Genomic DNA, 14,977 nt, shown 5'->3' on the forward strand with positions numbered 1-14,977 from the left:
CCTGGTTGCGGGTCTCGGCGGCCTCGCGGCGCTGGTGGTCCTCCTCCGCGTACTGCTCGGCCTCGCGAACCATGCGGTCGATGTCGCCCTTGGCCAGCGCCGAGCCGCCGGTGACGGTCATCTTCTGTTCCCTGCCGGTGCCGAGGTCCTTGGCGGAGACGTGCATGATCCCGTTGGCGTCGATGTCGAAGGCCACCTCGATCTGCGGCACCGAACGCGGCGCGGGCGGCAGTCCGGTCAGCTCGAACATGCCGAGCTTCTTGTTGTACGACGCGATCTCCCGCTCGCCCTGGAAGACCTGCACGCTCACCGAGGGCTGGTTGTCCTCGGCGGTGGTGAAGATCTCCGAACGGCGCGTCGGGATCGTGGTGTTGCGCTCGATCAGCTTGGTCATGATCCCGCCCTTGGTCTCGATGCCCAGGGACAGCGGGGTCACGTCGAGCAGCAGGATGTCCTTGACCTCGCCCTTGAGGACACCCGCCTGGAGACTGGCGCCGACGGCCACGACCTCGTCCGGGTTGACGCCCTTGTGCGGGTCCTTGCCGGTCAGCTCGCGCACCAGCTCCGTCACCGCCGGCATCCGGGTCGAACCGCCGACCAGGATCACATGGTCGATGTCGGCCAGCTTGATCCCGGCGTCCTTGACCGCGTTGTGGAAGGGCCCCTTGCAGCGCTCCAGCAGATCCTCCGTCAGTTGCTGGAACTGGGCGCGGGTCAGCTTCTCCTCCAGGTGCATCGGACCGTCGGCGGAGGCGCTGATGTACGGCAGGGCGATGTTGGTCTCGGTCGCGCTGGACAGCTCGATCTTCGCCTTCTCGGCGGCCTCGCGCAGCCGCTGCACGGCCATCTTGTCCTTGGCGAGATCGATGCCGTGATGGTTCCTGAACGTCGTGACCAGGTGGTCGACGACCCGCTGGTCCCAGTCGTCGCCGCCCAGACGCGTGTCGCCGTTGGTGGCCTTGACCTCGATGACGCCCTCGCCGATCTCCAGGAGTGACACGTCGAAGGTGCCGCCGCCGAGGTCGAAGACGAGGACCGTCTGGTCGTTCTCCTTGTCCAGGCCGTACGCCAGCGCCGCCGCCGTCGGCTCGTTCACGATCCGCAGGACGTTCAGGCCCGCGATCTCGCCTGCCTCCTTGGTCGCCTGCCGCTGCGCGTCGTCGAAGTAGGCGGGTACGGTCACCACGGCGTCGGTGACGTCCTCGCCGAGGTACGCCTCCGCGTCCCGCTTCAGCTTCTGCAGCACGCGCGCGGAGATCTCCTGCGCGGTGTACCGCCTGCCGTCGATGTCACCCTGGTCCGGGAACCGCCAGCCGTGGTCGCCCACATGCCGTTTGACGGAGCGCGCGGTGCGCTCGACGTTCGTCACGGCCTGCCGCTTGGCGACCTCGCCGACCAGGACCTCGCCGCTCTTGGCGAAGGCCACGACCGACGGGGTGGTCCGCGCCCCTTCCGTGTTGGTGACGACGGTGGGTTCCCCGCCTTCGAGGACCGAGACCACCGAGTTCGTCGTACCGAGGTCGATGCCGACCGGACGCGTCATCTGGGCTCATCCTCCTCGCCTGTGCCCCGGGCGACCGGGTTGCCGGGAAACCCGGAACGAAACCTGCGGTCCCTCATGTCAGGGCGGCTCGGGGCGGGCCCTCACCGGGGACGGGGAGCGGTTGCCGGTACCGCGTGGAGGTGTCGAGCCCCGGCGCGCTCCGGCCCAGCGACCCGGCCGTACTCCGGGCGTCCGTCAGGGTCGGCACGGACACGGCGAGGAGGCGGTACGGCGCGGGCGGCCGGAGTTCGACGCACACCACGGGCTTGCCGGGCCGTACGACGGTGAAGTCCGTCCCGGCCTGATGGGCGCGCGTCCCGATCCGCGCGGTGCCACGCAGGGGGACTCCGCGCAGCGCACGCCACCAGCCGGGCTCGGCGGTCACCCGGCGGACGGCCGCCAGCGGCACGCGCACATCGCCGTGACGGGCCGCCGCCCGCTCCCGCAGCGACAGGCGTACGACCAGCTCGTCACCGTCGACCGACATCCGTGCCATGGCCCTCCCATTCTCCGCCGGGAGGCGGCCGGGCGCCGGTCCGTGAGTGCCGGACGCCGCTCTGGGGATGTCAGTCGTCGTCCGTGGACGCGTTGAGCCCGACGTCGATCACGCCAGGATCCTGGAACAGCTCCGAGGTCAGCTCGCCGGTGTCGCCCGTTCCCTCCAGTTCGAGCAGGACATGGGCGGCGGGATCGGTCTGTCCGGGCAGCCGCTCGACCTTGACCTGGGTGATGCGGAACCCGCGCCGGGTGCAGGTCTCCATCAGCCGGGGCAGGAGCGCGGTGCCGGTGCGGTAGGTCATGTGCAGCTCGTAGGCGGAGGGCGTCGAACTGGGCATCATCCCGGCGGCGAAGCGGGGGTAGCCGCGCACGACGAGGAAGTGCAGGAAGGTGACCGCGATGGCGAGGATCGGCAGCCCGCCGCCGCAGGCCATGCCGACCGCGCAGGTGAGCCAGACCGTGGCCGCCGTGGTCAGACCGCGGACGGCGTCGCGGCGCACGAAGATGATGCCGCCGCCGATGAAGCCGATCCCGGAGACGATCTGGGCCGCCACCCGCGACGGGTCGAACGAGACGTGCTCCAGACCCAGCACATCGGTGAAGCCGTACTGGGAGACCTCCATCATCAGGGCGCTGGCGATGCCGACCAGGGTGTGCGTGCGCAGCCCCGCGCTCTTCTGCTGGGCCGCCCGCTCCCAGCCGATGACACTCGACAGGACCAGCGCCAGCCCCAGCTCCGCCAGCTGCCGCAGTCCCTGTCCATGACTCACGTCCCACAACGAGACGGCCAGTCCGGTCATGCGCACCTCCACTCCGGCCCCTACGCCTACCCGGCCGGAGAGCCTTACCACTCGTGACTCACCGGAAGCGTTGTGTCACGGATGGTAGCTCTTGCGGAGTCTTCGTGATCACGCTGCACAGGTAAGGCTGTACAGTCAAGACTGTAGAGATTACGGTGGACCACATGAGTGAGAAGCCGCATGAGTGAGCACCCGAACCCGAACTCGGACCTGAGCCCGGACCCGATCCAGGGCCTGCCGGCCTCCGCGATCCAGGCCTCGCGCGACGTCCGGACCGTCATCAGCCGACTGCGCCGCCGCATCCTGAAGGCGTCCGAGGTCGACGACCTCACCCTGGGGCAGGCATCCGTCCTGGCCCGCCTCTCGGACAAGGGTGGTGTCACGGCGAGTGAATTGGCCGCCGACGAGGGCGTACGGCACCAGTCGATGACCGCGACCGTCGCCGCGCTCGCCGCGATGGGGCTGCTGGAGCGCCACCCCGATCCGGACGACGGGCGCCGTCTGCTGATTTTGCTGACGGACGAGGGCAGGCGCCGCGTGGAGGAGGGACGCCAGGCCCGTACCGAATGGCTCGCGGAGCGGCTGCTGGAGAGGTGCACCGAGGGCGAGCGGCAGACCGTGATCGCCGCCATGGCCGTACTGGAGCGGCTGACCCGTGACTGACGCGAAGACGGACGCGATACCCGGGACGGACCGGCCCGGCTTCGACCGGCGGCTGCTGCCGCCGATGATGCTGGGCTCCGTCCTGAACCCCATCAACTCGACGATCATCTCCGTCGCGCTCGTTCCGATCGGTGCCGCGCTCGGCGCGCCCGTCTCCCAGACCGCCTGGCTCGTCTCCGCGCTCTACCTGGCCACCTCGCTCGGACAGCCCGTCGTGGGGCGGCTCATCGACCTGTTCGGGCCGCGCAGGCTGTTCCTGATCAGCACGAGCCTCGTCGGTGTCGCCGGTGTCGTCGGCACCCTCGCGCCGAACCTCGGGGTGCTGATCGTCGCGCGCGTCCTGCTCGGGTTCGGTACCTGCGCGGGCTATCCCGCCGCGATGGCCCTGCTGCGCAGCGAGGCCCGGCGCACCGGCCACGACAGTCCCGGCGGGGTACTGACCGCGCTCGCGGTCGCCAACCAGACCATCGCCGTCGTCGGCCCGCTGCTCGGCGGCCTGCTGATCGCGGTCGGCGGCTGGCGCGCCACCTTCGCGCTGAACGTCCCGCTGGCCGTCGTCGCCGTACTGCTCGGCCTGTGGCGGCTGCCCAGATCCGCTCCTCGTACGGCCGAGCCCGGGTCCGCGGCCGTCGCCCGGCTCGACCTGCCCGGCATGGCCCTGTTCGCCGCGACGCTGACCTCGTTGCTGCTCTTCCTGATGAACCTGCATCTGCGTGACGGGTATCTGCTGCTGATCGCCGTCGCCGCGGGAACCGCCTTCGCGCTGCGGGAACTGCGGGCCGCCGACCCCTTCATCGACCTGCGGGTCCTCGGCGGCAACACGCCGCTGATCGCGACGTACGGCCGCGCGCTCGTCGCGTACGTCGTCTCCTACGCCTTCCTCTACGGCTTCAGCCAGTGGACCGAGGAGGGCTACGGGCTGAGCCCCTTCCACGCCGGGCTGGCGCAGATCCCCATGTTCCTCATGGCCATCGGGGTCTCGATCGTCTCCGGGCGCCGCAAGGGGGTGCGCGGGAAGCTGCTGCTCGGCGCGGTCGGGCAGATCGTCGCCTGCCTGCTGATCCTCACGCTCACCGGGAAGAGCCCGTTCTGGACGCTGCCGCTGGTCGCCCTCGTCTTCGGCATCCCGCAGGGGCTGAACAACCTGGCCCTCCAGAACTCCGTCTACTTCCAGGCCGACCCCGACCGCATCGCCTCCTCGGCCGGACTGCTGCGCACCTTCGCCTACCTCGGCTCGATGGTCGCCTCCTCCGCGACCGCCGCGTCCTTCGGCCGACACGCCGACACCGCCGGAATGCACCACCTCGCCTGGGTCATGCTCGGCGCCGGCGCGCTCTACCTGCTGCTCACGGTGTTCGACCGCACCCTGGGCCGGGCGACGGCAGCCGACGCGCGGACGGCGAAATAACCCTCGGCGTGCGTCCCCGCGGACCCGCCGCGTGACTCCCCGTACCGGTCGGGCGCGGTCACTCGAAGCGGCCGCCTGAGCACCGCCTGTCCGCCCCGTCCCGGGCTCCGCCGTTCAGGTGATCCCTGGAGTGCCGCTCATACGCGTGCACCCAGGGATCACGGGCTTGCCAGGCGTATTCCCGTGCCCGGGGTGATCGACTCGGAGTGGCAGCCTCGCGGTCGCGGGCCGAAACTGAAGCGGCCAGCGATCCAGACCTCTTCGAGGAGATCAAATGGTGGAGCAGTCCTCGGAGGTCCACCCGGAGATAGACAGGGAGGGCCCGGAAGGCGGCGCCGTCACCAGGTGCGACAGCCCCGGTCCGGCAAGAACGGACACCGAAACGCGCCTCGCGGAAGTGCTGGCCGGTGTCGTAGGGGTCGAGAGTATTTCCCCCGACGGCGATTTCTTCGCCGACCTCGGAGCGAATTCCCTGGTCATGGCGCAATTCTGCGCGCGGGTCCGCAAACGCGGAGATCTGCCCTCCCCGTCCATGAAGGACATCTACCAGCACCCCACGCTCCGCAGCCTGGCGACGGCGCTCGACCGGTCCGCCCAGACCCTCGCAGCGACCCCCGCCTCCGTCGCACCGCTGGTGCGGGCGACACCGCCGGAACCGGTGAAGCGGGCGAGCCGGACCTCTCGTGTCCTGTGCGGAACTTTCCAGACGCTGTGCTTCCTGGGCTATTCACTGGTCGCCGGATTCAGCACCGCCGCCGGATACGAATGGGTCGCCGCAGGTTCGGGGCTGTGGGACATCTATCTGCGGTCACTGCTGTTCGGTGGTGCCGGATTCCTGGTGCTGTGCGCCGTACCGGTCGTCGCCAAATGGCTATTGATCGGCCGCTGGAAATCCACCGAATTCCCCGTATGGAGTGCCGCGTACCTGCGTTTCTGGGTCGTCAAATCACTGCTCCACGCCAATCCGATGCTGCTCTTCGTCGGAAATCCGCTGTACGTGCTGTATTTGCGGGCGCTTGGCGCGCGGATCGGCAAGGGCGTCACGGTCCTCTCCCACTCGATGCCGGTCTGCACCGACCTGGTGACGATCGGCTCCGGCACCATCGTCCGCAAGGACACGTTCCTGCTCGGCTACCGGGCACACACGGGACGCATCCAGACCGGCCGGATCACCCTCGGCCGCGATGTGTACATCGGCGAGAAGACCATCCTGGACATCGACACGTCGATGGGCGACGGCGCGCAGCTCGGTCACTCCTCCTCCCTGCACCGGGGCCAGTCCGTCCCGGACGGAGAGCACCGGCACGGCTCGCCCGCTCAAGCGACCGAGGTCGACTATCTGCGGGTCGCTCCCGCCCCCTGCGGCGCCCTGCGCCGGACCTGGTTCGGCTGCGCCTCCCTGCTCCAGCTGCTCCTGCTGTACATCCCGTTGGGTGTGGGCGGGATGTACATGCTGTTCACCGAGGTACCGGCGATCCGCAAACGCCTGGAGCCCACGGCCGCGCTGACGCTGTCCGAGCTGGCGTGGGACTCGCTGATCCTCTCCCTGGTCCTCTTCGCGGGCTTCGTCGTCCTGGGCTTCGCCGCGCTGTGCACGCTGCCGCGCCTGCTGAGCCTCGTCGTCCGCCCGGACCGCGTGTACCCGCTCTACGGCTTCCAGTACGCGGTGCACCGGGCGACCGCGCGCATGACCAACGTCAAGTTCTTCGCGTGGCTCTTCGGCGACAGCTCGTACATCGTGAACTACCTGCGCGCCATCGGTTACGACCTCTCGCACGTCGAGCAGACCGGCTCGAACTTCGGCACCGAGGTGCAGCACGAGAGCCCGCTGCTGGTCACCGTGGGCAGCGGCACGATGGTGGCCGACGGGCTCTCCGTCATCAACGCGGACTACTCGGCGACCTCGTTCCGCCTGTCGCGGGCGACGATCGGCGCGCACAACTTCCTCGGCAACAACATCGCCTACCCCACCGGCGGCCGGACCGGCGAGAACTGCCTGCTGGCCACCAAGGTGATGGTGCCCCTGGACGGCGAGGTCCGCGAAGGCGTCGGACTGCTCGGCTCGCCGTGCTTCGAGATCCCCCGCACGGTGGAGCGCGACGCACGGTTCGACCACCTCAGAAGCGGTGACGTGCTGCGCCGCCGCCTCGCCGCGAAGAACCGCTACAACCTGCGCTCGATGGCCCTGATGCTGTTCGTGCGCTGGCTGCACGTCCTCGCGCTCACCCTCCTGGCCCTGGCCACCGTGAACCTGTACGGCATGGTCGGGCACTTCGTGATCGCCGGATACATGGCGCTGACGCTGCTGCTGTCCACGCTCTACTACATCGTCGTGGAACGCTGCCTGCTGTCCTTCCGCAGACTGCGCCCCATGCTGTGCTCCATCTACGACCCCTCCTTCTGGAAGCAGGAGCGGCTGTGGAAGATCCCGGACCAGCACCTGAACATCTTCAACGGCACCCCCTACAAGACCCTGATCTGGCGTCTGATGGGCGTCCGCATCGGGCGCGGGGTGTTCGACGACGGCGCCTACATCACCGAGCGCACCCTCACCGCCATCGGTGACGGAGCCACGCTGAACGCCGGTTGCAAGATCCAGTGCCACTCGCAGGAGGACGGCACCTTCAAGTCCGCCATCACCAGGATCGGCGCCGACTGCACGCTGGGCGTCGCCGCGCATGTGCACTACGGCGTGAAGGTGGGCGACGGCGCCGTGCTCGCGCCCGACTCCTTCCTGATGAAGGGCGAGGAGGTCCCCCCGCACGCGCGCTGGGGCGGCAACCCCGCCGCCGACCTGCCCGAGACCGCGGTGCCACCCGCCGGACCCGGCCGAAGAACACCCCCGTCCCTGGACAACACCGCCGCAACGACCGTGAGTTGAGGGAGCAATCGATGGAAGCGCACGTGGAGGCGGACCGGGACTTCTGGACCCGGATACTCACCGCCGGAGGCCGCACCCAGGTCCCGAGGTGGACCGGGGACCCGGCATCCGGCGTGGCCGAGTACGAGGTGCCCCTGCCCGGAGCCCTGGCGGACGCCGTGCACGCACTGGCACGTGAACTCCAAGTGCCCTTCGACACCCTCCTGTCGGCGGTCCACGCCAAGGTACTGGCCGCCCTCTCCGGCGAACAGGACGTGGTCACGGGCCACCTCGCCGACGCGACCGGCGAACCCCTGCCGCTCCGCCTCTCCGCCGCCCCAGGCACCTGGCGCGACCTGGTCGCGGCGGCACACCGCGCACAGGCCGACGTACTCGCGCACCGGGACTTCCCGGTGGCCGCGCTCCGGCACGAACTGGCCCTCGCCGAACCGTCGTACGAGGTCACCTGCGGAGCGGGCGACGGCACCCTCGCCGACGACGTCGTGCTGCACGTGGGCTGGGCCGGGAACGGGGGAGCACCGACGCTGCGGCTGCGCTACCGAACGGATGTCCTGTACACGGGGAGCGCGGCTCGTATCGCGGGCTACCACCTCACGGCGCTGAACCTGATGACCACGGACCCGGACGCCGAACACACCCGGCAGAGCCTGCTGTCGGCGCGGGAGACGCGCGAGCTGCTGGAGGGGCTGGCCGGTCCCGAGCGGGAGCTCCCCGACGCGCGGGCGCACGAACTCTTCGAGCGGCGTGCCCGGACCCACCCGGACGCGGTGGCCGCGGTGCAGGGCGAGCGGCAGTGGACGTACGGCGAACTCAACGCCCGCGCCAACCGGTTGGCCCGCGCGCTGCTCGTCCGGGGCCTGGACCGCGAGGACGTGGTCGCGGTCGTCACCGAACGGAATCTCGACTGGCTGGCCGCGACCCTCGCGGTCCTCAAGGCGGGCGGCGCCTATCTGCCGATCGAACCGCACTTCCCGCCCGGCCGGATCGCGGCCACGCTGTCCCGGGCCGGGTGCCGGCTGGTGCTGACCGAGAAGGGCAGCACCGACACCCTCGACCAGGCGCTCGCCACCGTCCCCGAGACGGAGAAGCTGCTCGTCGAGGACGCGTACGCCGAGCCGCACGCCGACGACGACCCCGGTGTCGCGGTGGACCCCAGCCAACTCGCCTACATCTACTTCACCTCCGGCTCCACCGGTGAACCGAAGGGAGCGATGTGCGAGCACGCGGGCATGGTCAACCACCTCTTCGCCAAGATCGACGACCTGGGCATCGGCGAGGGCGACACGGTGGCCCAGACGGCACCACAGTGCTTCGACATCTCCCTGTGGCAGCTGGTGTCCGGGCTGCTCGTCGGCGGCCGGACACTGCTGGTCGGCCAGGACGTGCTCGTCGACGTGGAGTGCTTCGTCGACACACTGACCGAGGCCCGGGTCGGCGTCACCCAACTCGTGCCCTCCTATCTGGAGGTCCTGGTCTCCTACTTGGAGCAGCACCCCCGCGAACTCCCCGATCTGCGCTGTGTGTCGGTGACCGGCGAGGCGCTGAAGCCGGAACTCACGCAGCGCTGGTTCGCCGTCCAGCCCGCGATCAAGCTGGTCAACGCCTATGGCCTGACCGAGACTTCGGACGACACCAACCACGAGATCATCGACGGCCCCTGTGAGCGCGTACTGCTGGGGCGAGCGGTCAACAACGTGCGCGTGTACGTCGTGGACGAGCGGCTGGACCTGGTCCCGCTCGGCGCCCCCGGCCTCATCGCCTTCTCCGGCGTCTGCGTCGGCCGGGGCTACGTCAACGACCCCGAACGGACCCGTGAGGCGTACCTGGACGACCCCTACCGTCCCGGCGAGCGGCTCTACCTGGGCGGTGACTGGGGCCGCTGGCACCCCGGCGGCAAGCTGGAGTTCCTCGGGCGCCGGGACAACCAGGTCAAGATCCGCGGCTTCCGCATCGAGATCGGGGAGATCGAGAACACCCTGCTGCGGGTGCCCGGTGTGCGCGACGGCGCGGTGGTCGTCGCCGACCGGCCCGGACAGGGCAAGCACCTGATCGCCTTCTACTCCGGGCAGCAGCTCCCCGTGGACACGCTGCGCGACGCGCTCGCCGCCGACCTGCCCGCCTACATGGTGCCGTCCGCCTTCCACTGGCAGTCCGCCCTGCCGTTGACCGCCAACGGCAAGACCGACCGGAAGGCGCTGACCGCGCTGGCCGAGCGGAGCGCGCCCGCGCGGGAGGACGCCGGTGACACCCCGCGCACCCCGGCCGAGCGCAGACTCGCGGCCATCTGGGCCGAGTTGCTGGGCCTGTCCGAGCAACGGATCGGACGCACCGACCACTTCTTCGACTCCGGCGGCACCTCCCTCACGGCGGTGAAGCTCACGATCGCGCTCGACCGCGCGGTGTCCCTCAAGGACATCACCCGCCATCCGGTCCTCGCCGACCTGGCCGTCCTCCTCGACGGCGCGAGCGGTACGCGCACCGACGCGAGCGGCTCGCGCACCGACGCGACCGGCCTGCGCACCGAACTTCTCCAGCCGCTGTCGGAGCCGGCCGGAACACCGGAGAACACGCTCGTGTGCTTCCCCTACGCGGGCGGCAACGCCGTCAACTACCAGCCGATGGCCAGTGCGCTCGCGGCCTCCGGCACCCAGGTCCTCGCGGTGGAGCTGCCGGGGCACGATCTCGCCGCCCACCAGGAGCCGTTCGCCCCGATTCCCGAGGTGGCGCGACGGGTCGCCGACGAGATCACCGCACGCGGGCTGACCCGGGTCATGCTGTGGGGCCACTCGTCGGGCACCGCACCGGCCGTCGAGACCGCCCGCATCCTCCAGGAACGCGGGATCGAGGTGACCCGGCTGTTCCTGGCGGCGCAGTTGCCCGGCACGCTGGCCGAACGGCACGCCTCCATCGCCGAGTTGGAGGGCCGGGACGACACCGCCGTCGCGGCCCGGCTGGCCTCGGAAGGCGGTTACACCGAGCTGGCCGAACTCGACGCGCCGCACGCCGGACGCGTCGGCGCCGCCTACCGGCACGACTGCCTCTCCGCGCACCGCTACTTCTGCGACGCCCTGGAGAACCCGCCCCGGGCCAGGCTCGCGGCCCCGGTGACGGTCGTCGTGTCCGCCGACGACCCGTACACGGCCGGACACGCCGACGCCCACCGGGACTGGCGGCTCCTGGCCGAGCGCGTGGACCTGCACGAACTCCCCGACGGGGGCCACTACTTCACCCGTCTGCGCCCCGACGAGGCGGCCAAGGCGGTCCTCGCCGCCGTCGCCTCGCCGACGCCCTCCTGAACCTCCTGCCCTTTCTCTCCCGAACCCGACGACCGACCCCGCCGTGCCGCGGCAACCGAAAGGAAGAACCGAGATGTCGACCTCATCCCTGGCCGCACCGCTCGATGTCGAGTCGCGGCCGGACCGACCGGCGGTGGCTCACGTCGACACCCCCGCCGACGTGGCGAGTTGGGCGGCCCAGTACCGCGAGGTGCTGCGCACTCAGGTCACCGAGCACGGGGCGCTGCTGATCCGTGGTCTGGGGCTGCGCGACACGGAACAGGTGGGTGCCGTCTTCTCCCGGCTGACCGGCGGTCTGCTGACGGAGCGGGAATCCTTCGCGCCCCGCCAGGAGTTCGGCCCGGGGCTCTACTCCTCCACGGCCTGGCCGGCCAACCAGCCGATGTGCATGCACCACGAGCTGAGCTACACCCTCGAACCGCCCGGCCTGATGCTCTTCGCCTGCCTGACCGCACCCGAACAAGGCGGCGCCACGGCCGTGGCGGACGCGACGGAGATCCTGCGGGCGCTCCCCGCCGACGTCACCGAACGCTTCGAGCGCGAGGGCTGGCTGCTGACCCGCTCCTACAACGACGAGATCGGCGCCACCCTGGAGGAGTCCTTCGGCACCGCCGACCGCGCCGAGATCGAGCGCTACTGCCGGGCCCACGCCATCGACTTCACCTGGCAGCCCGACGGCTCCCTGCGCACCGCGCAGCGCCGCCCGGCCGTGGTCCGCCACCCGGTCACCGGCGAGCGGTGCTGGTTCAACCAGATCGCCTTCCTCAACGAGTGGACGCTCGCCCCGGAGGTCCGCGAGTACCTGGTGGACGAGTACGGCGAGGACGGCCTGCCGTTCAACACCCGCTTCGGCGACGGAAGTCCGATCGGCGAGGACGTCGTCCAGGTGCTCAACGACACCTACGAGAAGCACACCAGGCGCGAGCCCTGGCAGGCCGGTGACCTGCTGCTCGTCGACAACATCCGTACCGCGCACAGCCGGGAGCCCTTCACCGGAGACCGGCAGGTGCTCGTCGGCATGGCCGAGCCCCGCCGTCTGGCCGACGGCGCCCCGACCCCGCAGGAGGGCACGCGATGACCAGCCAGCTCACCACCCCCGCACACCCGGTGGCGCCCGAGCCGCCCTCGGTGCCCTCCTTCGCCGTGATCTCCGGCGACCAGGTGCGCCAGGCGCTCGAAGGACGCGAGAAGCAGATCACCGAACTGGTCGAGGCCACCTACCGGTTGCACGGCGCCGGGGAGTCGGTCAACCCGCCCTCGTACTTCCTGCGCTTCCCCGACCGCCCCAGCTCGCGCATCATCGCGCTCCCCGCCTCCCTCGGCGGCTCCGAGGGCGTCGACGGCATCAAGTGGATCTCCAGCTTCCCGGACAACGTCCGCTCCGGGCTGCCGCGCGCCTCGGCAGTGCTCATCCTCAACGACCCGGTGACCGGCTACCCGTTCGCCTGCCTGGAGAGCTCCATCATCAGCGCGACCAGGACGGCGGCCTCGGCCGCGCTGGCCGCCGACTGGCTCAGCCGCACCCGGCAGCGCCCGACCCGCGTCGGCTTCTTCGGCACGGGCCTGATCGCCCGCTACATCCACACGTTCCTCGCCGGTACCGGCTGGGTGTTCGACGCCATCGGCGTGCACGACGTCGCCGCCGACAGCGCCGCCGGGTTCCGCGGCTACCTGGAACAGAGCGGGACCACCGCCCAAGTCACCCTCCACGAGCGGCCCGAGGACCTGATCCGCGACAGCGACCTGGTCGTCTTCGCCACCATCGCGGGCGAGCCCCACGTCACCGACCCCGCCCTGTTCAAGCACAATCCCGTGGTCCTGCACATCTCCCTGCGCGACCTCGCCCCCGAAGTCCTGCTGGCCTCGGCCAACTTCGTCGACGACGTCGAGCACTGCCTCAAGGCCGACACCTCCCCCCACCTGGTCGAACAGCGCACCGGCGACCGGGACTTCCTCAACGGCACGCTCAACGACGTGATGCTCGGCCGGTCCGCCCCGCCCGCCGACCGGCCGGTGATCTTCTCGCCGTTCGGACTCGGCGTCCTCGACCTCGCCGTCGGCAAGTACGTCTACGACCAGGCGACGAGATCCGGCGACCTCCGCGTCATCGACCACTTCTTCCACGACCTGCGCCGGTACGGCTGAGTCGGTCCGCCACCCGTCCCCGGTACCAGGAGGCCCACCGTGCCCGTCATATCCGCTCCCCATGACTTCAACGAAGGCCACCTCTTCGTCGACCTCAAGTCGGTCGTCGACCACCCCCTCTATCTGAAGTGCGAGGGCTTCAACTTCGCGGGCTCCATCAAGCTCAAGGCCGCGAACGAGATGGTGGAGAGCGCCGAACGGGACGGCATCCTGAAGCCGGACTCCGTCATCGTCGAATCCTCGTCCGGCAACCTGGGCGTCGCCCTCAGCATGATCGCCGCGAGCAAGGGCTACCGGTTCCTGTGCGTGACGGACTCCCGGTGCAACCTGTCGACCCGGCTGCTCATGGAGGCCCTCGGCAGCCGGGTCCACATCGTGGCCGACCTGGACGAGAACGGCGGTTTCCTGGGCACCCGGCTCGAGTACGTCCGCTCGCTGTGCGCCTCCGACGACCGGTACGTGTGGCTCAGCCAGTACACCAACCCCGGCAACTGGCAGGCCCACTACCGCACCACCGCACCGCAGATCGCCCGCCACTTCCCGCGTCTGGACGTGCTGTTCGTCGGCACGGGCACCGCCGGAACCCTGATGGGCTGCGCCCGCTACTTCCGGCAGTGGCACCGGCCGGTGCGCATCGTCGCCGTGGACAGCGTCGGCTCGGTCGCCTTCGGCGGCGAACCCGGCCGCCGCATGATCCCCGGGCTCGGCATGAGCATGAGACCCCCGCTCCTCGACGAGTCGTACGTCAACGAGGTGGTCCGGGTCGAGGAGGCCGACACGATCCGGGCCTGCCACCGCATGGCCCGGCGCGGTTTCCTGTTCGGCGGCTCCACGGGCACGGTGGTCAGTGGCGCGTCGGAATGGCTGTCGCGCCACGGCACCCCCGACATCACCGCCGTCGCCATCGCCCCCGACCTCGGCGAGCGCTACCTCGACACCATCTACCAGACCAACTGGCTCCAGGACCTCTACGGCGACGAGATCCTGGACGGCGCCCAGATCCTGGACGGCGAGCTCGCCGCCACCCTGGAGCCGGACGACCCGGCCCCCCGCGAGCCCGACCGCTGGCCGTGACGCCATGTGATGTCGCGCCCGCGCCGGACCCGGTCAGTCCGTCGAGCGCGCGGGCGCGCCGAGCAGCCGCTCGATGCCCAGGTCCAGCGCCGCCTCCAGGTGCGTGAGCGAGCCGGTCGACATCAGGATCGACACACCGCCCTGGATCGCGGCGAGCAGGGCAGCCGCCGTACGACCGGCGTCGACACCGGGCGGGATCTCGCCCCGGTCCCGCATGGCCCGTACCCCGGCCGCGATCTGCGCCTCCCACGAGGCCAGAAGCTCGGCGGTGACGGCCTGCGCCCCGGGCGAGGCTTGGGGCAGCCGCGAGGTGAGCGTGCCCAGCGGACAGCGCTGCCCCTGTGCGCGATAGCGGTCGACCACCGCGTCCCGCCAGTCCCACCAGGCCCGCCATGAGGTGAGCGCGCCGAGGTGGGGCTGCTGGTCGGACAGGACGCGGTCGGCCTCGTGCCGCGCGACGGCGAGCAGCAACTCCTCCTTGCCGCCCGGGAAGTAGTGGAAGAGCTGGCTCTTGCTGGTGGCCGTGCGGGCGCGGATGTCGTCCAGGGTCGTCTCGGTCGCGCCGCGCTCACGGATTTCCTCGGCGGCTCCCTCGACGATGCGCTGACGGGTGGCCGTGCCCTTGGCGGTGAGTCGTCGTGCCATGTCGCCATCCTGCCATTTTCTGGA

11 protein-coding genes are annotated in these 14,977 nt (G+C 70.5%); 7 read left to right on the forward strand and 4 right to left on the reverse strand.

All coding sequences use genetic code 11. The features are described from left to right. The 3 genes from dnaK to GTW40_RS12015 form a co-directional block, all read right to left on the reverse strand. Window positions 1-1,543: molecular chaperone DnaK (gene dnaK, locus GTW40_RS12005; RefSeq protein ID WP_161180156.1), on the reverse strand; the 1,543-nt coding region annotated here is incomplete at its 3' end. Window positions 1,544-1,616: 73 nt separating this feature from the next. Then, the gene (locus GTW40_RS12010) at window positions 1,617-2,039 is read right to left on the reverse strand and encodes a hypothetical protein (RefSeq protein ID WP_161180157.1); all 423 of its coding nucleotides are present in this window, start codon (window positions 2,037-2,039) and stop codon (window positions 1,617-1,619) included. 70 nt (window positions 2,040-2,109) lie between these two features. Beyond that, window positions 2,110-2,841 carry an MgtC/SapB family protein gene (locus tag GTW40_RS12015; RefSeq protein WP_161180158.1) on the reverse strand — a complete coding sequence of 244 codons (732 nt, stop codon included), beginning with the start codon at window positions 2,839-2,841 and terminating at the stop codon, window positions 2,110-2,112. Between the two features lie 180 nt (window positions 2,842-3,021). Between GTW40_RS12015 and GTW40_RS12020 the strand changes: the two genes are divergently transcribed. The 7 genes from GTW40_RS12020 (at window position 3,022) to sbnA (ending at window position 14,308) form a co-directional block, all read left to right on the forward strand. After that, complete coding sequence (locus GTW40_RS12020) at window positions 3,022-3,504, forward strand: MarR family transcriptional regulator (protein WP_237525467.1); 483 nt, start codon at window positions 3,022-3,024, stop codon at window positions 3,502-3,504. Between the two features lie 64 nt (window positions 3,505-3,568). Continuing rightward, complete coding sequence (locus GTW40_RS12025) at window positions 3,569-4,912, forward strand: MFS transporter (protein WP_161180175.1); 1,344 nt, start codon at window positions 3,569-3,571, stop codon at window positions 4,910-4,912. Window positions 4,913-5,186: 274 nt separating this feature from the next. Next, window positions 5,187-7,793: a Pls/PosA family non-ribosomal peptide synthetase gene (locus tag GTW40_RS12030; RefSeq protein ID WP_161180159.1), complete on the forward strand. Its 2,607-nt coding sequence runs from the start codon at window positions 5,187-5,189 to the stop codon at window positions 7,791-7,793. Between the two features lie 11 nt (window positions 7,794-7,804). Continuing rightward, a complete protein-coding gene (locus GTW40_RS12035) occupies window positions 7,805-11,089 on the forward strand; it encodes an amino acid adenylation domain-containing protein (RefSeq protein ID WP_161180160.1) in 3,285 nt (1,094 codons plus the stop codon). A 73-nt stretch (window positions 11,090-11,162) separates the two neighbouring features. Then, a complete protein-coding gene (locus tag GTW40_RS12040; RefSeq protein ID WP_161180161.1) occupies window positions 11,163-12,167 on the forward strand; it encodes a TauD/TfdA family dioxygenase in 1,005 nt (334 codons plus the stop codon). After that, window positions 12,164-13,234, forward strand: a complete 1,071-nt coding sequence (sbnB, locus tag GTW40_RS12045; protein ID WP_161180162.1) for a 2,3-diaminopropionate biosynthesis protein SbnB — start codon at window positions 12,164-12,166, stop codon at window positions 13,232-13,234. The genes GTW40_RS12040 and sbnB overlap by 4 nt, the downstream gene beginning before the upstream one ends. 39 nt (window positions 13,235-13,273) lie before the next feature. Then, window positions 13,274-14,308, forward strand: coding sequence for a 2,3-diaminopropionate biosynthesis protein SbnA (gene sbnA / locus GTW40_RS12050; protein ID WP_161180163.1), 1,035 nt, complete (start codon window positions 13,274-13,276; stop codon window positions 14,306-14,308). Between the two features lie 33 nt (window positions 14,309-14,341). Here the strand turns inward: sbnA and GTW40_RS12055 are convergent, their stop codons facing one another. Continuing rightward, window positions 14,342-14,953, reverse strand: a complete 612-nt coding sequence (locus tag GTW40_RS12055; protein ID WP_161180164.1) for a TetR/AcrR family transcriptional regulator — start codon at window positions 14,951-14,953, stop codon at window positions 14,342-14,344. Window positions 14,954-14,977: the final 24 nt, after the last annotated feature.

Source organism: Streptomyces sp. SID4985 (genome assembly GCF_009863025.1).
In the GTDB taxonomy this organism is placed as follows: Bacteria; Actinomycetota; Actinomycetes; order Streptomycetales; family Streptomycetaceae; genus Streptomyces.